The sequence below is a fragment of the Desulfosarcina ovata subsp. ovata genome, from assembly GCF_009689005.1.
Taxonomy (GTDB): domain Bacteria; phylum Desulfobacterota; class Desulfobacteria; order Desulfobacterales; family Desulfosarcinaceae; genus Desulfosarcina; species Desulfosarcina ovata.
In genome coordinates this window covers 3,878,477-3,895,065 of sequence record NZ_AP021879.1, presented here as the reverse complement: position 1 = coordinate 3,895,065, position 16,589 = coordinate 3,878,477, and the positions used below count along the sequence as shown (strand labels likewise).

The 16,589-nt window shown below is 57.5% G+C and carries 14 protein-coding genes; 6 read left to right on the top strand and 8 right to left on the bottom strand.

Annotated features, from left to right (window positions below):
• The first annotated feature begins 14 nt into the window (after nucleotides 1–14).
• Nucleotides 15–419, top strand: a complete 405-nt coding sequence (locus GN112_RS17235; protein ID WP_155311351.1) for a response regulator — start codon at nucleotides 15–17, stop codon at nucleotides 417–419.
• A gap of 212 nt (nucleotides 420–631) precedes the next feature.
• Here GN112_RS17235 and ahbA read toward each other — a convergent pair whose 3' ends face one another.
• Genes ahbA through resB form a run of 3 tightly spaced genes read right to left on the bottom strand, consistent with a single transcriptional unit; the run spans nucleotide 632 to nucleotide 3,402 of the window.
• Nucleotides 632–1,090, bottom strand: coding sequence for a siroheme decarboxylase subunit alpha (gene ahbA, locus GN112_RS17230; RefSeq protein ID WP_173179559.1), 459 nt, complete (start codon nucleotides 1,088–1,090; stop codon nucleotides 632–634).
• Nucleotides 1,091–1,101: 11 nt separating this feature from the next.
• Entirely contained in the window at nucleotides 1,102–1,941 is an 840-nt protein-coding gene (gene ccsB, locus GN112_RS17225) for a c-type cytochrome biogenesis protein CcsB (RefSeq protein WP_155311350.1), read from the bottom strand.
• Between the two features lie 39 nt (nucleotides 1,942–1,980).
• Nucleotides 1,981–3,402 (bottom strand): cytochrome c biogenesis protein ResB, encoded by a 1,422-nt coding sequence (gene resB / locus GN112_RS17220; RefSeq protein ID WP_162458978.1) that lies wholly within the window; start codon nucleotides 3,400–3,402, stop codon nucleotides 1,981–1,983.
• A 227-nt stretch (nucleotides 3,403–3,629) separates the two neighbouring features.
• Here resB and GN112_RS17215 point away from each other — a divergent pair, with 227 nt between their 5' ends.
• From GN112_RS17215 to GN112_RS17205, 3 genes are all read left to right on the top strand, one after another.
• Nucleotides 3,630–4,241, top strand: a complete 612-nt coding sequence (locus GN112_RS17215; RefSeq protein WP_155311348.1) for an FmdE family protein — start codon at nucleotides 3,630–3,632, stop codon at nucleotides 4,239–4,241.
• Between the two features lie 31 nt (nucleotides 4,242–4,272).
• Complete coding sequence (locus tag GN112_RS17210; protein ID WP_231713840.1) at nucleotides 4,273–5,340, top strand: molybdopterin-binding protein; 1,068 nt, start codon at nucleotides 4,273–4,275, stop codon at nucleotides 5,338–5,340.
• 96 nt (nucleotides 5,341–5,436) lie between these two features.
• Nucleotides 5,437–6,183: a DUF364 domain-containing protein gene (locus GN112_RS17205; protein WP_155311347.1), complete on the top strand. Its 747-nt coding sequence runs from the start codon at nucleotides 5,437–5,439 to the stop codon at nucleotides 6,181–6,183.
• A gap of 196 nt (nucleotides 6,184–6,379) precedes the next feature.
• Here GN112_RS17205 and GN112_RS17200 read toward each other — a convergent pair whose 3' ends face one another.
• The 5 genes from GN112_RS17200 to GN112_RS17180 form a co-directional block, all read right to left on the bottom strand.
• On the bottom strand, nucleotides 6,380–7,225 hold the full coding sequence (locus tag GN112_RS17200; RefSeq protein ID WP_155311346.1) for an FAD/NAD(P)-binding protein: 846 nt from the start codon (nucleotides 7,223–7,225) through the stop codon (nucleotides 6,380–6,382).
• Between the two features lie 144 nt (nucleotides 7,226–7,369).
• Nucleotides 7,370–8,434, bottom strand: a complete 1,065-nt coding sequence (locus GN112_RS17195) for a 4Fe-4S dicluster domain-containing protein (RefSeq protein WP_155311345.1) — start codon at nucleotides 8,432–8,434, stop codon at nucleotides 7,370–7,372.
• 226 nt (nucleotides 8,435–8,660) lie between these two features.
• On the bottom strand, nucleotides 8,661–9,608 hold the full coding sequence (locus GN112_RS17190) for a 4Fe-4S dicluster domain-containing protein (protein WP_155311344.1): 948 nt from the start codon (nucleotides 9,606–9,608) through the stop codon (nucleotides 8,661–8,663).
• A gap of 1 nt (nucleotide 9,609) precedes the next feature.
• Nucleotides 9,610–10,047 carry a hydrogenase iron-sulfur subunit gene (locus GN112_RS17185; protein WP_155311343.1) on the bottom strand — a complete coding sequence of 146 codons (438 nt, stop codon included), beginning with the start codon at nucleotides 10,045–10,047 and terminating at the stop codon, nucleotides 9,610–9,612.
• A 28-nt stretch (nucleotides 10,048–10,075) separates the two neighbouring features.
• Nucleotides 10,076–14,530 (bottom strand): FAD-dependent oxidoreductase, encoded by a 4,455-nt coding sequence (locus GN112_RS17180; protein ID WP_155311342.1) that lies wholly within the window; start codon nucleotides 14,528–14,530, stop codon nucleotides 10,076–10,078.
• A gap of 228 nt (nucleotides 14,531–14,758) precedes the next feature.
• Here GN112_RS17180 and GN112_RS17175 point away from each other — a divergent pair, with 228 nt between their 5' ends.
• Both GN112_RS17175 and GN112_RS17170 read left to right on the top strand, forming a co-directional pair.
• Nucleotides 14,759–15,103 (top strand): hypothetical protein, encoded by a 345-nt coding sequence (locus GN112_RS17175; RefSeq protein WP_155311341.1) that lies wholly within the window; start codon nucleotides 14,759–14,761, stop codon nucleotides 15,101–15,103.
• 113 nt (nucleotides 15,104–15,216) lie between these two features.
• On the top strand, nucleotides 15,217–16,566 hold the full coding sequence (locus tag GN112_RS17170) for a sigma-54 interaction domain-containing protein (RefSeq protein WP_155311340.1): 1,350 nt from the start codon (nucleotides 15,217–15,219) through the stop codon (nucleotides 16,564–16,566).
• Nucleotides 16,567–16,589: the final 23 nt, after the last annotated feature.

The following is a 16,589-nucleotide window of genomic DNA, read 5'->3' as shown; positions in this document are numbered from 1 at the left end:
ACAAGGACAGTGTGATGAATAACGATGCCCACGGCGATGTTTCCAAGCGCCGTACGGTTTTACTGGTCGATGATGAGAAGATGGTGCTGGAAGTGGGCAAAGCCATTCTCCAGCGATTGGGCCATCATGTAATTACCGCACTCAGCGGCGAAAAGGCCGTGGAAGAATTCGCCAGGCACGGTGAAGCCATTGGCTGTGTCGTGCTGGACCTGACCATGCCCGTAATGGACGGTAAGGCCACGTTCAACCGCCTGAGGGAACTTAGGCCCGAAATACCGGTCATTATTGCCAGCGGGCTGGCAGTGGATCAGGTGATCAGCCAGTTCGGCGACACGCCGCCGTCATCGGTCATCCAGAAACCCTACCAGATCGCCGACCTCTCCGAAAAAATAGAAAGTATTCTCAGCGACCGGCCATAAGGGCTTCACCGCTACGCCTGGCCTTGTCGGCCGATCCCCCCGGAGCAACCGGGCGGCACCGTTATCTAGTGTTCATCCAGAAATGACCAATTTGCCCGATATCGGCGTTGCGCGAAAAATTTTATCCTCGGAATATCAACCATATGCCTGTGGTAAAATTTTTCGGGCGCCTTGATCTCAACCAAATTTGCCTATTTCTGGATGGACACTATCTACAAATCGAATTTGGCCTTGATCTTAAAAACATGCGTGGCCGGCAGGTTGAGAATTCGTGTCACCCCGGTCCGCTTGGCAATTCGCGCCAGGTGGTCAGTGATGATCGTCTTGGAGGGGGCGATAAAAGTAAACCATACATTGAAAGCATTATCCCGCAGATAATTATGGGTCACGCCGGGAAATGTGTTTACCGCACGGGCAAACAACTCCAGTTTCGCTTCGGGTACTTGCGCCGCGCACAGGGTACTCACAAACCCGACCTTGCCGGGGACGAAATTTCCGCCGATGCGCCGGATAATGCCATCCGCCTTAAGCCGGGCGACCCGTTCAAGCACTTCCTTTTCAGTGGTTGCCAGTTCTTCGGCAATGACCGCAAACGGTCTCGGAGAAAGCGGAAAACGGGTCTGAATGCGGTTGAGAATGGCTTTGTCCAGGGGATCCAGCATGATTTTCATTTTTCCGCCTTTCATACTTTTCCGTAGCTGTGCAGTCCGGGTAGCAGGTTAACGCCAAAGTAGGTGAACAGCACGGCGGCAAATCCCAGGATGGAAAGATAGGCGATCTGTTTCCCCTGCCAGCCACGCATCAGTCGGGCGTGCAGCAAGGTGGCGTAAACAAACCAGGTAATCAGCGACCACGTCTCTTTGGGGTCCCAGGACCAGTAGGTGCCCCAGGCTGAATTGGCCCATACCGCGCCGGTGATGATGCCGACGGTCAGAAAAAGGAAGCCGAACAGCACCATCCGGTGGGTGAGTTCATCCAACACATCGATCCGGGGAATGTGCCCGATGACCCCATTTTGCTTTTCCGGACTTCCGGATTTGATCAAATACATGATACTCATGCCGAACGCCACGGCAAAGGCGGCATAGCCCAAAAAACAGGTGGCCACATGGGCGATCAGCCAGTTGCTCTTCAGGGCCGGCACCAGGGGCTGGATGCGATCATTGATATTGGGAGACATGGAGGCGTAGGCCATGGCCAGAAACGTGATGGGCATGACAAAAGCCCCAATCAGCGCGTTTTTGTATTTAAATTCCATGAACAGGTAAAGCGACCCGGCGGTCCATGAAAAAAAGACCAGTGATTCATATAGGTTGGACAACGGTGCGTGTCCGATGCCCATCCGGTAGGACTCCACCCAGCGCAGCAGGATCCCTGCTGTGGTCATCAGGACCGCGGCCACCACGACCCAACGTGCCGGCTGCGTCAACCGCGGTTTTTTGAAAATCAGCGCCGCAATATAGCAAAACGCGGCCAGGGCAAAAACAAATGTCGCGATGGAAAGTAACTGTGAACTGCTCATTGGCGGTGTTGAACTCCTTTGGGTCAAATGGCCGGCGAATCAGGCATTGGTCATGGCCGTAAACATTTTATCAATACCATTTTGCATGGCCAGTTTGTTGCGGTTGGTGGTGCCGGCCAGGATTACCCGGCTGCTCTTATTTTGTTTTTCAATAACGATGCACACCTGCTGGTGAGACAGATAAAAGGTCACGAAACAACCGGCGATCATCAGGATGAAGCCGGAATAGACCAGCCAGACACCCGGATCGCGGGTCACCTGCAGGCCGGTATAGTAGCGCGCTTCGGCAGGCGGCGGGGCAGAGTTGCTACCCCCGGGCTGTCCGGTCACGGCGATCACCACATCGCCGCCGCGCATCTTGTCGAAATTGGCAAACTTCAACGGAAGCAGCACATCCACCGGCTGGCCCTCGGCCGGAGTGATGATGCCCTTCAGTGCGGCCCCCACGTCCATACCGCGAAAATCCGCCTGGGCTTCATAGGAAATCAGCAGAAACCGGCCCAACCCCTCGGGAAGATCCACCGGCGTGCCCACCTGGACGGTCTTGTGGTAACTCATCCCCGATGTTTTCGAAGTGAAGCTGAGGGTATAGTGATCCGACGGTCCCGGCGTCGGCATTACGGACCGATTCATTCGGTCCGGAGGCAGTTTGCCGTAACTGGACTGGAAAATGTTGATGCCCCGGTAGCGTAAGGGGGCGTTGACAATGACATCCTTCTTTTTTACCGGCTTTCCGTTTTCCAGAAGGGTCAGGGCGGACCGATATTCTTTGGGAGCTCCATTTTCATAAAGCGTCAAACTGAAGTCGTCGCAACGGATCTGAAAATCAAGTTTGTGAAGCTGACCGGTATTGCGAAGGCGGACAGTATCGATGGATTCTCCCTCGGGAATATTGACGAACGCTTCGAAACCAAAAAAAGACCCCACCAGGCCACCGAAGAGCAGAAAAATAACGCTCAGATGAACGATGTAAACCCCCAGGCGGGAAAGGCGTCCTTTTTCCCCATAAATGGCGGTCGAGTCGCCGGTCCGGACGACCTGACAGTGAGCGAAACGCTTGGCCACCAGCGGTTCATAGGCTTTCACCAGTGTCTCCACGTCCCGCTTGTCGTTCACGGTGCGGGCATCCGAGCGCCGGGCAAACCGTTCGGGGTTTACCGTTGGGCGACGCTTGAAAATCAGTTTCCAGCCGGCCCGCAGGCGATCGATGGAGCAGACCACAATGTTTACGGTCAGCAGCACCAGCAAGCCCTGGAACCACCATGAATGGTACATGTCCAGAACCCCAAGCACATCCAGCAATTGATAGCGGAAAGCGCCGTACGCATGCAAATAGGCATCGGGATTTTCGTTCTGGGGGATCACCGTACCGATAATCGAAGTGAGCGCCAGGGAAAGCAGCAGGACAATGGTCAATTGGACCGAACAAAAAAATTTCCACAACGGGTTCGCAGTCTTCAAAAACGCCTCCAAAACCAATCAGCGATAACGAAATAAAAAATAGCCGTGCCATTCGATTGTCGTTTATACTGACAGAAATGAAGCGCTTATAAAAGTACAAATTTTTCGGGTGATCATATGTTCTATAGCGTTGACGGCAGTAAAAAAAGGTTTTATTTTCCCGTAAGGTTATGCTAAACAGAACACAATAACCATAGGGAAAACACAACCACAACATGGAGAACAACATGGAAAGTTTTGAAACCTTGCTCGCAGGGTCAGCACGCGCCCACGGGCATCTGTGCCCCGGCCAGGTAGTGGGCGTTCGCATGGCCATGTTAGGATGCGAGCTTATCGGTCTGGATAATCCCAGCCAGATGCCTCAGATCAAAAAGCTCGTTGTCTATGTTGAGATCGACCGCTGTGCCACCGATGCCATCGCCTATGTGACCGGGGTCAAGCTGGGCCGTCGCTCCCTGAAATTTCTGGACAACGGCATCATGGCGGCCACTTTCGTCAACCTGGAAACCGGTGTGGCCTATCGCATCGTTTCCACCGAGTCATCCAGGGATCTTGCCTGTGAGTATGCACCGGGGATTGACGATATCCGCCAGCAGCAGCTCGAGGGCTATAAAAACATGCCCGATCATGTGCTGTTCAACATCATGCCGGTACATGTGGACGTTCCCGTTAACGACATGCCGGGTCCCTCACGCTTTAAAATCCGTTGCGAGTCCTGCGGAATCATGGTTAGGGACAAGAAAGAGGTTTTGCTCAACGGCAGGGTGCTTTGCCGTTCCTGTGCATACGGCGCCCATTACGAGCCACTGCAGCCGAACCTGCAACTGAAAACCGCCTAACCCACCCAGTGTTTAAGATAAGGATATAGACATGTGCCAGAACCATCAGAACCGCCAAGTAAACGGCGGCATGACCAAAATCAAGGTTGAAGAGGCCATCGGCACCCGCTTGGCCCATGACATCACCGAAGTCCGTCCCGGCGAATTCAAGGGGCCCTCTTTCAAGCGGGGGCATAAAGTCGAAGAATCCGATGTTTGCCGGCTCATGCGATTGGGCAAGCGGCACCTTTATATTCTTGATCTCAATGCGGACCAGGTCCATGAAGACGATGCCGTGGCCGAATTGGCCGCCGTCTTGGCCGGACCCGGCGTCACATTCAGCGGTTCCCCCAACGAGGGCAAACTGCAGCTCCGGGCCGCCTATACCGGGCTTCTGAAAATCAATGTCGAGGCTCTGGAAGCCTTTAACCTGATTCCCGACGTCATGTGCGCTTCCATGCACAACAACGTACCCGTCACCAAAGGCCAGATCGTGGCCGGCACCCGGGCCATTCCCCTGGTGATTGATCGGCCGGTGCTTGACCGGGCCGTGGCCCTGGCCCGTGAACACAGTCCCATTTTCAGCGTCAAGGCCTACCATCGAAAAAAAATCCGTCTGATCATCACCGGCAACGAAGTTTACGAGGGACTCATCGAAGACCGCTTCGAGGCCATCGTCAAGGACAAGCTCTCCGCCTTCGGGGCCACCCTCGAGGAGACGGTGATCCTTCCCGACGATGTGGATCAGATTGCCGACACGGTCTGTCGTTTCGCCGCCGGAGATACGGAGATGATCATCACCACCGGCGGCATGTCCGTCGACCCGGATGATGTCACCCGCCACGGTATCCGCAAGGCTGGTGCCGACAGCCTTTATTATGGTGCCGCCGTCCTGCCCGGCGCCATGTTCCAGATCGCTTACAAGCAAGATATGCCCATCGTGGGTATTCCGGCCTGCGGCCTGCACCACAAGACCACGGTGTTCGACCTGGTCCTGCCCCGTCTGTTGGCCGGTGAACGGCTGGATGACCGGGACCTGGCTCGCTTTTCTGTTGGGGGGATGTGTCTGGAGTGTCCGGTGTGCCGCTATCCGGCCTGTCCCATGGGCAAAGCCAGCTGACAGGTCCATCGGCAAATCCGCTGATCATTGTCCGGCGCACGAGTCAACCAGGGAACCGGTGTGCGCGCAATTTGTCCCATCTCAGACGGGTCCGTTATGGAGCTGAATCGGAAGCTGTTTGACTGCGTCGCAAAATCGGCCGCAACCGTTCATGTCACCCAGGTCTGTATCGGCCTGGGTTTTACCGCAGTGACCACTTCCGGTGGCGGCATCGGCATCGCCGCCACCGGTGTTGCCCTCAGCGGTCGCAACTCCGGCAATTTCGATCTGAAAGATTTTGAGGACCGGCCGGCAGCCGATCTGTTGCCGGCTATCCTTTCGTCCGCCCCCATGGAGCGGACCATGGCCATGGCCCTGATCAATGCCTTGAACCAACCCGCGGCCCTCAACCTACCGGAAGACCCCGGCAATACCATTCTCTTTGATCATTTCGGCATCTTCAGCGGTGCCCGGGTTGCCATGGTCGGTTATTTCCCGCCGCTGGTCCGTTTTCTGGAATCCCGGCAGGTTCCGCTGTCGGTGGTCGACGACAACCGCGGCATCGGTGACAAAAAGGTCTTCTACCGTCAGTTGGCCGGTTGGGCCGACGTCCTGATCTTGACCGGCACCAGCATCATCAACAACAGCGTCGAACGGATTCTCTCCCATGCCGGACCCGATCTGAAAACCATCATCATGGGGCCCAGCACACCGATGCTGCCAGGCGCCTTCAGTCACCTGCCGGTCCACATGCTGGCCGGCACGGCCATTACCGACCTGCCCCAAACCCTCAAAAAGGTACGCCACGGCGGTGGTGCGCACTCGCTGAAAGGCATCAGTCGGAAAGTCTACCAACTGATCTGATAAGGATCGGGAATTTTATTAATTAAACGAAATTGCTTGTTCTTGCGCCCGTCTTCCGCGTTGCATCAACGGCCACATACTCCCGGTATGCAACCCTTGATGCGCCTTGAAGACGAACACAAGCCCGGCGCAATTACGTTCAATTAATTTCATCCCCGATCCTAAGGGGAGCAGACCCGTCAGGATTGCAGGGGAATCAGTACTCTCTCGGGGTCCGATTAATCTGGTTCAAGGTGAAAACGGGGCCGTCCTTGCAGACCAGTTCCTTTCCGATACCGCAGCGGCCGCACATGCCGAAGCCGCACTTCATACGGTTTTCCAGGCTCATGATGATATGGTCATGGTCGTAGCCCAACTTTTCCAGCACCGGCTGGGTGAACTTGATCATGATCGGCGGGCCGCACACAATGGCATAGGTGTCCGCGCCGCCGGAAGGGGCTTTTTGCTCGGTGATGGGCGGCACGAACCCGATGTTGTATTTCCAGTCCGGATCGTCGGTGCCATCCACGGTGATGTGCATGTTGATGTCGTCACGTTTTTCCCATTCCACCAGTTCGTCCTTGTAGAGCAGCATGCCAGGGCTGCGGGCCCCGTAAACCACGTCGATATTGCCGAATCGGGAACGGTTGGCCGGATCGAGCATATAGACAATCGACGACCGCAGGGTGGTGAAGGCGAACCCACCGCCCACGATGAGGATGTTTTTGCCCTCCAAAAGATCCCAGGGATAACAATTGCCCAGGGGTCCCCTGAGGCCCATGCGATCGCCCGCGCGCATGTTGTGCAGGTGGGTGGTAACCACGCCGGCGCGGTTGACGGTGAATTTGACGAATCCCTTTTCCACGGGAGAGGAGGCGATGCCGATGGGGATTTCCCCCTTGCCGGGGATGGAGAGTTCGGCGAACTGGCCGGCCCGGTAAGCGAATTGATCCTCGTCGCCCTCGTTCAAAAAGACGAATTTGAACGTCTTCAGGCTTTTGTCCTCGGCCTCGACGGTGATGTCGTCAATGCGGACCGGATAGGGTAAATATGGATTTTGCACGGTTTCTTCCCTCCATGGGATTTAAGATCGTATCTAAAACGATCGGCTTCAAGAAAAGCTTCCCGGCAAGGCTAGATGGAGGACGCTGTATCGGTCATACCGCAACGACCGATAACGCCGCCGGTACCCTTCTCTTGAATCCGATTATCCCTGCGCAACGCAGGCGTCGGCTGGCTTGAAACTGTTCATCAACTCGCACACCCGGCGGATATCGATATTGACCGGGCACTGACGCACGCACCGTCCACAGCCCACGCACATGATGCCGGTCTGGTACTTGTCCACAAAGTACTTGAGTTTGTGCATGAAGCGCTGACGCACCCGCTGGGTCTTGGTGTCCCGGGGATTGTGGCCGGTGGTGTGCACGGTGAAAATGGGAAACATGCAGCTGTCCCAGTTTTTCATGCGCACGCCGGATTTGCCCTGGACCTCGTCCTGGATGTCGAAGCACCAGCAGGTGGGACAGGTGAAGGTGCAGGTGCCGCAGTTGAGGCAGGCAAAGGCGATGTCATCCCAGAACGGAGCCCCGTGCAGGTCAAGCAGGTCGGTGTCGGCCAGGTTGTCCGTACTGATCGTGGAGACCATCTTCGCCTCGGCCGCTTCCTTGGCGGCCACGAACGCCTCGGCCGCCTCGGGGGTGGCTTGGTTCCATCCGGCCGTATCGGCAAAGGCCTTGCCCTTTTCGGTGAAAATCTTGGCCAGGTAGGTCCCGCCCCGGTCCATCATGAGGATGTCCAGGCCCTCCGCGTTGTACGGACCGCATCCGGCAGAGGTGCAGAAACAGGTGGACAGCGGCGTATCGCAGGCCATGCCGATGAAGGTGGTGGCCTCATAGGCTTTCAGCCAGTAGGGATCCTTGACATCCGGCGTGTCGAAGTTGAGCTTGACCAACTGAATTGCCCTGGCATCGCAGGGACGCATGCCGACCACGGCCCGGGGAGCGTGATCCGTATGGGCCTCCTTCATGATATGGTGGTCCTCACGGGATTCGTCCAGCGAGTACGTGAGCATGATTTCGGACTGGGGAAAAACCAGGTCCTTGGGCGACAGGCGGGTGTTCACCAGGTCCAGGTCGGGGAGCTGGCCCTTTTCCAGCGCCTTGAACCGGTGCTGGTCCTTCTCCTTGACCGGCCCGAACAGCCGGTAATGATCCGCCGCAGCCGCCAATCCTTGCGTCCAGTTTTGTTTGTCGATAGTAAGCAGCGTCATAGCATTTACCCTTTGCAAAAAAGTTGTGGGCATGAGAACGCCCGCCCGGCATTATCCTTCATTTGATTACCGGATGAGCGATAGTGCCTGCCCTGAAATGGTAGATTGCGCCCGCGTTCAAGGCGGGCGGCGTATTCGAACCGGAGGAATATATGTAATATTTCGAGGATTCGGATGCGCCCCCCAACGCCGAAGGCGGGTGCAAGATGCCGTTTCAGGACGGGCACTATTTTATAAAAGCCTCCGGATCATTGGTTTGGTACACATCCAGGGCCGGACGCTGATCCAGGGAGAGCCCGGCCTCCCAGCCGAACTGCTCCTGGCAGTCCTTTTCCAGTTTGCGGGTCAACAGCCGCATGTCGATGCCCACCGGGCAGGCCCGCTGGCAGGCCCCGCAATCGGTGCAGCGCCCGGCGCAGTGGTAGGCCCGCAAAAAATGGAAGGTCCGCACATCGATGGGATCCTGGCCCTTGCCCACCCACTGGGGTTTGGATTCGTCCACGAAACAGGTCGGACAGTAGCACAGCGGGCAGGCGTTGCGACAGGCGTAGCAGCGGATGCACGGCGAGAGCAGGTCATCGAAAAACTGCCACTTCTCCTTGGAATCCATCTCCTCGATTTTGCGGACGTCCGCGTAGCGGTCGATGTCGGTCTGCTCGGCCACCGGATCGGCGACCATCTCATCAAAGATCACCGGGTTGCGGTGAATGCACAGGGCGCAGTTCTGCTGCAGCACCTCGCGTTTGTCGAAAAGCGTCTCCGCTTCCGCCGTGCGCACCTTGATGGTGTCTTCGGTCTCGGTGGTCTCCAGGATCTCACCGTTCACCATGCCGGTGATCTTGCGCTTGTCGATCATCCCCGTGCAGGGCACGCCGACGATGTGCAGCTGATCGCGTTTGATCTTGTTCTCGACAATGTGGTTGACGATGTTGCGCGAATCGCACCCCTTGGCGAAAACGGCGATTTTCTCTTTTCGATTGGTCAGGTAGTTGGCCAGGTTGATCCCGCAGTTGCTGTCCCAGACCAGCGACGGGACCTGTTCGGGGTTGGTGACGAAGCACGGCTCGTTCATCATGGGCAGGGTCCCCTTGCGGAATCCGATGACCATCTGGACACTGCAGTCGCCCAGCAGCCGGCCGGCGATCTCCCTCATCTTCTCTGTGTATCCGGACATATCACGCTACCTTCGCCTGGTGTTTGACAAAACGGGTGTTTGGACCCAGGGCCTTTACCGCGTCGATCACCTCGGTGATCACCTGAACATACTTTGACGCCTCGGCCGACGAAATCCAGGAAAAATGCAGCCGCCCGGGTTCCACCCCCATGTATTCCAGCTGATTTTTCAGAAGGGTAAACCGCCGCCTGGCGTACAGGTTCCCCTCAATGTAATGGCAGTCCCCCGGATGACAACCGGACACCCACACCCCGTCGGCCCCGTTCATGAACGCGGCCAGGATAAATTTGGGGCTGACCCGTCCGGAGCAGGGAACACGGATGACGCGCGTGTTGGGGGGATGCTCGAAGCGGCTCACGCCGGCCAGGTCCGCGGCACCATAGGTGCACCAGTTACAAAAAAAACTCACGATTTTGGGTTCCCAAGAATTATTGTTCATCGTCTTTCTCCCAATTGAAATACGAGTTTTAGACTGCTTCGTTGAGTTCAAATATCTGCGCAAAAATCTGTTCGTTGTCGAAACCTTTCAGGTGGATGGCCCCGGACCGGCATGCGGCCACGCAAAGACCGCATCCCTTGCACAAGACGGGGTTGATCTGGGCCTTGCCCGCATGCATGCGCGCCTCGGCGTCGATAAACGAGGGTGCCGAATAGGGGCAGATGGAAACGCAGACCCCGCAAGCGCTGCAAAGCATCGGATCGGTTTTGGCGATCTGACCGTTGGTGTTGATTTTCTGCTGGGCCAACAGGGTGGTGGCCCGTGACGCCGCGGCCTTGCCCTGGGCAATGGCCTCGTCAATGGGTTTCGGATAGTGGGCCAGACCGCACAGAAACACGCCATCGGTGGCGAATTCCGACGGGCCGAGCTTGGCGTGTTTTTCCACGAAGAAGCCGTCGTCGTTGACCGGAATCTTGAAGAACCGGGCCAGGGCGTCGTTGCTGGGCGGCACGATGGCCGTGGCCAGGGTCAGCAGGTCAGTTTCGATTTCAATGGGACGGCCCAGCACATGATCCTTGATCGTCACGCTGACCGTATCCCCATCCACCATGACCACCGGTTTGTCATCGACCTGATAGCGAATGAAGATGATCCCCTTTTCGCGAGCCTCCTTGTATAAATACTCCCGTTCCCCATAGGTCCGGATGTCACGGTAGAGGATAAATACGTCCATATCGGGATTGCGTGCCTTGAGCAAAAGGGCGCTGTCGATGGAATGGGTGCAGCAGACCCGGCTGCAGTAAGGGCGCTCGGTCTCCCGCGAGCCCACGCACTGGATGAAGACCGCCGTATTCATGGCATCCAGGGCCGGGTCCTTTTCGATGAAGCGGCGATCCAGCTCCAGACTGGTGAGGATTTTCGGACTGCTGCCGTAACTGTATTCATTGGGAACCAGAGGCAGGGCACCGGTGGCGATGACCGTGACCCCATGATCGATCGCGGTTTCTGTGTCGCCGGTGGTCAGGGTAGAAACAAAGCTGCCGACAAAGCCGTCAACCGTGCTCAAGGTCGAATGATAATGCACGCGAATGTTATCGTTCTGCTCCACATCGGCCACCATCTGGCGCAGCCGGGCGCCGATGTCTTCCCCATCGGCGGTGCGGAAAAGATTCAGGGCCTGTCCGCCGAGCCCACCAGTCTGTTCCACGATGTGGGTCTCATACCCCTGGTTGGCCAGGCTCAAGGCCGCGGCCATACCGGAGATACCGCCACCGACGACCATGGCCGACTGGCCGATGGTGAGCTCGGCCTCCTCCAACGGTTCCATCAGGACAACCTTGGCGATGGCCATGCCCACCAGGTCCTTGGCCTTGGCCGTGGCCAGATCCGGATTGTTGCGATGGACCCAGGAATCGTGGTTGCGGATATTGACGAATTCGAAGAGGTATTTGTTGAGCCCCGCGTTGATCAGGGTCTCCTGAAACAGGGGCTCGTGGGTCTTGGGCGTACAGGCCGCCACGACGACCCGGTTGAGATTCTTCTCACTAATAATCTGGGTCATGATATCCTGGGTGTCCTGGGAGCAGGTGTACAGGTTATCGGCCACGTAATCCACATAGGGCAGCGTGGCCGCATAATCCCTGACCCCCGGAACATCCACGATGCCACCGATGTTGATCCCGCAATGGCAGACAAACACCCCCACCCGCGGACGTTCCCCGGCCACGTTGATCTGGGGCACCACCTCGCGCGTCTTGGTAAGGGTAAACTTGGCATCGCTGAGCAGTTCGCCGGCCGCCACCGCCGCCGCACTGGCATCGACCACGCTCTGGGGGATGTCGCGCGGCCCCTGAAAGGCGCCGCAAACGAAAACGCCGGGCCTTGAGGTCTCCACCGGCGAAAAGCTGGAGGTGGCACAGAAATTCCCCGGCGTCAGCGAGATGTCGAGCCGTTTGGCCAGATCGACCAGGTCTTTGGAGATTTCCAGGCCCACCGAAAGGATCAGCATGTCGAATTGCTCTTCCATCGTCTGACCGTCGTCCAGCACGTAGCGCACGAAAACGTCGTCCGTACCCGGCACGGTTTCTACGGTGTGAATCCGGCTGCGGATGAAACGGATGCCGTGTTTGCCCTTGGCATCGTTGTAGGCCCGTTCGAAATCCTTTCCATGGGTACGCATGTCCATGTAGAAGATGGCGCAGTCCAGGGGCTGGGCCGAATGCTCCTTGGCGATCACCGCCTCCTTGATGGCATACATGCAGCAGACCGACGAGCAGTAGGGATTGTCACAACGGTTCTGGTCCCGTGACCCCACGCATTGCAGCCAGGCGATCTTCTTGGGTTCCCGGTGGTCGGACATCCGCACCAGGTGCCCGGTGGTGGGGCCGGACGCGGCCAGGATGCGCTCGAACTCAATGGAACTCATTACATTGGGATTTTTGCCATAACCGAGGAAATCCAGCCCGGACGGGTCATAGGGGGTAAAACCGGGAGAAAGGATCACCGACCCGACGCTAAGCTCGATCTGCCGGTCCTGCATTTGGTGGGTGGCAAGGGTCACGGCGCCGGCGCCGCAGGCCTCGACACACTGGTAGCACTCGCAGCAATAGCCGCAGTTCAGGCAGCGCGCGGCCTCGGCCTGGCCGGCTTCGGGGGTGATGCCCAGTTCCACTTCGTTGAAGTTGCCCTTGCGCGCCGCGGGTTCCAGCTCGCGCGGCTTGACCCTTGCTGCAATTGGCTCGCCCTCGGGCACCGGACGGTAGACCGGCTCGGACCGCTCGATGGGCTCGCGGCCGGCGGCCATGTCCGCACCGTCCAGGTAGCGCTCGATGGATTCGGCCGCCTCCTTGCCCGCGGCAATGGCGCCGATGGCCACCCAGGGACCGCTCTGCAGGTCGCCGCCGGCAAACACGCCCGGCCGGCCGGTGGCATAGGTCACCGGGTCCACTTCCGTGGTGCTCCAGCGGGTGAATCCCACGCCGTCCACATCCTCGATGGAGGAGAGGTCCGGCCGCTGGCCGATGGCCGGAATCAGCTGGTCGATCTCAAGGTCGTATTCGCTGCCCGGTACCGGTACCGGACGGCGGCGGTTTGATGCGTCCGGCTCGCCCAGTTCCATGCGGATGCAGCGCAGGCCGGTCACCTTGCCGTTTTCGGAAAGAATCTCCTGGGGAGCGGCAAGATAGGTGATCTCGGTCCCTTCGGTCTCGGCGGCCTGGATCTCTTCTTCCCAGGCCGGCATCTCGGCACGGGTCCGGCGGTAGATGATCTGTACTGTCTCGGCGCCCAGGCGCACGGCCGAGCGGGCCACGTCAATGGCCACGTTGCCGCCGCCGACGATGGCCACATGCTTGCCCACCGGTGCCTTGCCGGTGAGGTTGACCTCGCGCAGGAAATCCACCCCCTGGCGTACGCCCGCGGTCTTTTCGCCGGGAACCCCCAGGGTGATGCCCTTGTGGGCGCCCAGGGCCAGGTAGACCGCCTTGAACCCCTGATCGAAAAGACTGTCCACGGTCAGGTCGCCGTCCAGGGGCGTATTGGTCTTAAGCTCCACACCCATGTTGGTGATGATTTCGATCTCCTGGTCCAGGATCGCCGGCGGCAGGCGGTGATCCGGAATGCCCACCCGCAGCATGCCGCCGGCCTTGGGCAGGGCCTCGTAGATCGTGCTCAAAATGCCCCGGCGGGCCAGGTGATAGGCCGCACTCAGGCCGGCCGGGCCGCTGCCGATGATGGCCACACGTTCCTCGCGCTTTTCTGCCATGGGGATCTCGATGGTGCGCGGATCGACCTGGTCGGCGGCCAGGCGTTTGAGCTCGCGGATGGCCACCGGCTGATCCACCTCGCAACGCCGGCAGGCGTCCTCGCAGCCGTGGGGGCAGATGCGTCCCAGCACACCGGGCAGGGGCAGGTCATCCATGATGATCTTCAGGGCCTCGGCATACTTGCCCTGGCCGACCATCTGCACGTACCCCTGCACGTTGATCCCCGCCGGACAGGCCAGGCGGCAGGGCGCCTTGTCGGTTTTCTGGATGGTGTAGTTGATGGGGATGGCCTGGGCATACTGCTTGTAGGTGGCTTTGCGGCTGACCAGTCCCAGATTGTATGCATCCGGCAACTCCACCGGACAGGCCTGGGAACAGTCGCCGCAACCGGTGCACTGATCGGTATCGATGTATCCAGCGTGCTTATCGATGACCACCCGGAAATTCCCCGGACCGCCGTCAATACGTTCCAGATCCGCATAGGTAATCAATTCGATGTTCACATGCCGGCCGACTTCCACCAGAATGGGGCTCATGATACACATGGCGCAGTCGTTGGTGGGGAAGGTTTTGTCCAACTGGGCCATCACCCCCCCGATGGCAGGCGATTTTTCGAGCAGGTAAACATAGTAACCCGAGTTCGCCAGATCCAGGGCACTTTGCATCCCGGCGATGCCCCCACCAACGACCAACACGGAACCAATGGCGTTTTTTGTCATTGTCTCTCTCCTGACCGTGCGTAAGATGCACGAATAACGATAGATAGGCATCCCTTTCTTATGGGGCGTGAGGCCAAGCCGATCCCGCGTCCATCAAACGCGAATCCGCCATGCCCCCCACAGGCGATGCAACAATCGAGACATGGATCACGCCGGTTGACTGAAAAAAGATTGGAAAACGGCAGGAATGGATGGAGGAAACCTTGACGGACAAGGATTCCCGAGCAATTGCTTTACCGTGAGCCTGCCATCCCGGGCAGCCAGCGATCAGTCTCTCAGGTAAAGCCTATTTGGCGAGTCAATGTGAACATGCACATTTATTGGGTAATGAATCGTGGAAAATACGGATTAAGAAGTTTAGATGTAGCGATCGTATGCAATAATGTCAACACCAAACCATCAATCATATTAATCAATGCAATAGATACTTACGATTTGGTTTTTGTGTCTCGCATGGACGCCGTCCAGCGTTTCCATGTATCGCTTTCCAAAGTTCCGCATGGTTTGCCGATGTCCTCCAATTATATAAAACCCGCAGCCCAGCCGCACCGCCACCTGACGCCCTTCCATTAAGGTTGAACATTTCAAATAATGATGTTATCTTACGTTCGCTCATTAGAGGTTACCCGATCGCAGATCGGGCTCCGTCTCGACACCCCCATTCTTCAAGTGAATTTAGAGCGAAAATGAAGGCTCCGAGTATCGACAACATTTTCTCCAACCGGAAAAACCTCGAACGGATTCTGGACAATTTGAAGGATGGCATCATCGCCCACGATATCGACCGGAAAATCTTCTATTTCAACAAAAGGGCAGAAGAAATCACGGGGTATCACCGTGAGGAAGTCATCGGCAAGGACTGCCACGACGCTTTCGGCGGCCCCTTCTGTGGCAGCCGGTGTTCTTTTTGCGGCGACCAACCCCTTTTTCTGGACACCGCCGAGTATCCGATCAACATCGTCACCCGCAAGGGCGAAACCCGTCGCCTGGAAATGACGGCGACCATGATGCGCGATGAAAACGACCGGAAGTTTGGCGTTCTGGCCGCTTTCAGGGACGTGACCGACCTCTTCGAACTGAGAATCAAAGCTAGAGAAATGACGGGATTTTCAAACATTATCGGCTGCGACAGCAAAATGGTGGAAGTGTTTCGCCAGATTACGGATGTCGCCGGATACGACTACCCCGTGCATATATTTGGCGAAACCGGTACCGGCAAGGAGCTGGTGGCCAACGCCATCCACAACGAGAGCCTGCGCGCCGGCAATCCATTCGTGCCCATCAACTGCGGGGCGCTTCCCGAAGGACTCATCGAGAGCGAATTGTTCGGCCACGTCAAAGGCGCCTTCTCCGGTGCCATCCGTGATAAAAAAGGTCGCTTCGAACTGGCCCACAAGGGCACCATTTTTTTAGATGAGATTGCCGAGTTGCCCAAGCTGCTTCAAGTCAAACTCCTACGCTTCCTTCAGGAGGGCAACTTCATGAAGGTCGGTGGAGAAAAAACCGTATCGGTGGATGTACGGGTGGTCAGCGCGACGAACAGGGATTTGAAGAAAGAGGTCAAAAAGGGCCGGTTTCGCGAAGATCTCTTTTATCGGCTGAATGTTATTCCAATTCAGATCCCGCCCATTCGGGAACGCCGCTCCGACATCCCCCTGCTGGTGGAGCACTTTCTTTCGCAGGCACCGGTGATCGGTGGCCAGCGCCCCGTACGGATCGGCAAAGAGGCCCTGAACATTCTCATGGACTACAACTGGCCCGGAAATGTCCGGGAGCTTCAGAACGCCGTTCAGTTTGCCATCGTGCGCTGTCAGGGAAAGGTGATCCACCCCGAAGACCTGCCCCTTGAATTGAAAGGGTTTATCTCAGAAAAACCCAAACGCGGCCCCGTGCGCAAACTGGACGCCGAATCCGTATCCGCCGCACTGACCAAAACCGGCGGCAACAAAGCCCGCGCCGCCAAGGTGCTGGGAGTCGGCCGGGCGACCTTGTATCGCTTTCTGGCCGACCATGCCGACGAAATGCAGGAAGATTGAGCGTATCGGGATTTGTTCGAAAA

Bases quoted from the DNA above. Each gene is read 5' to 3' on its own strand.
- GN112_RS17235 (WP_155311351.1), top strand. From the start codon at position 15: ATGAATAACGATGCCCACGGCGATGTTTCCAAGCGCCGTACGGTTTTA.
- GN112_RS17185 (WP_155311343.1), bottom strand. From the start codon at position 10,047: ATGAACAATAATTCTTGGGAACCCAAAATCGTGAGTTTTTTTTGTAAC.
- GN112_RS17170 (WP_155311340.1), top strand. From the start codon at position 15,217: ATGAAGGCTCCGAGTATCGACAACATTTTCTCCAACCGGAAAAACCTC.
- ccsB (WP_155311350.1), bottom strand. From the start codon at position 1,941: ATGAGCAGTTCACAGTTACTTTCCATCGCGACATTTGTTTTTGCCCTG.
- GN112_RS17180 (WP_155311342.1), bottom strand. From the start codon at position 14,530: ATGACAAAAAACGCCATTGGTTCCGTGTTGGTCGTTGGTGGGGGCATC.
- GN112_RS17195 (WP_155311345.1), bottom strand. From the start codon at position 8,434: ATGACGCTGCTTACTATCGACAAACAAAACTGGACGCAAGGATTGGCG.
- GN112_RS17190 (WP_155311344.1), bottom strand. From the start codon at position 9,608: ATGTCCGGATACACAGAGAAGATGAGGGAGATCGCCGGCCGGCTGCTG.
- ahbA (WP_173179559.1), bottom strand. From the start codon at position 1,090: ATGAAAATCATGCTGGATCCCCTGGACAAAGCCATTCTCAACCGCATT.
- GN112_RS17215 (WP_155311348.1), top strand. From the start codon at position 3,630: ATGGAAAGTTTTGAAACCTTGCTCGCAGGGTCAGCACGCGCCCACGGG.
- GN112_RS17210 (WP_231713840.1), top strand. From the start codon at position 4,273: ATGTGCCAGAACCATCAGAACCGCCAAGTAAACGGCGGCATGACCAAA.
- GN112_RS17205 (WP_155311347.1), top strand. From the start codon at position 5,437: ATGGAGCTGAATCGGAAGCTGTTTGACTGCGTCGCAAAATCGGCCGCA.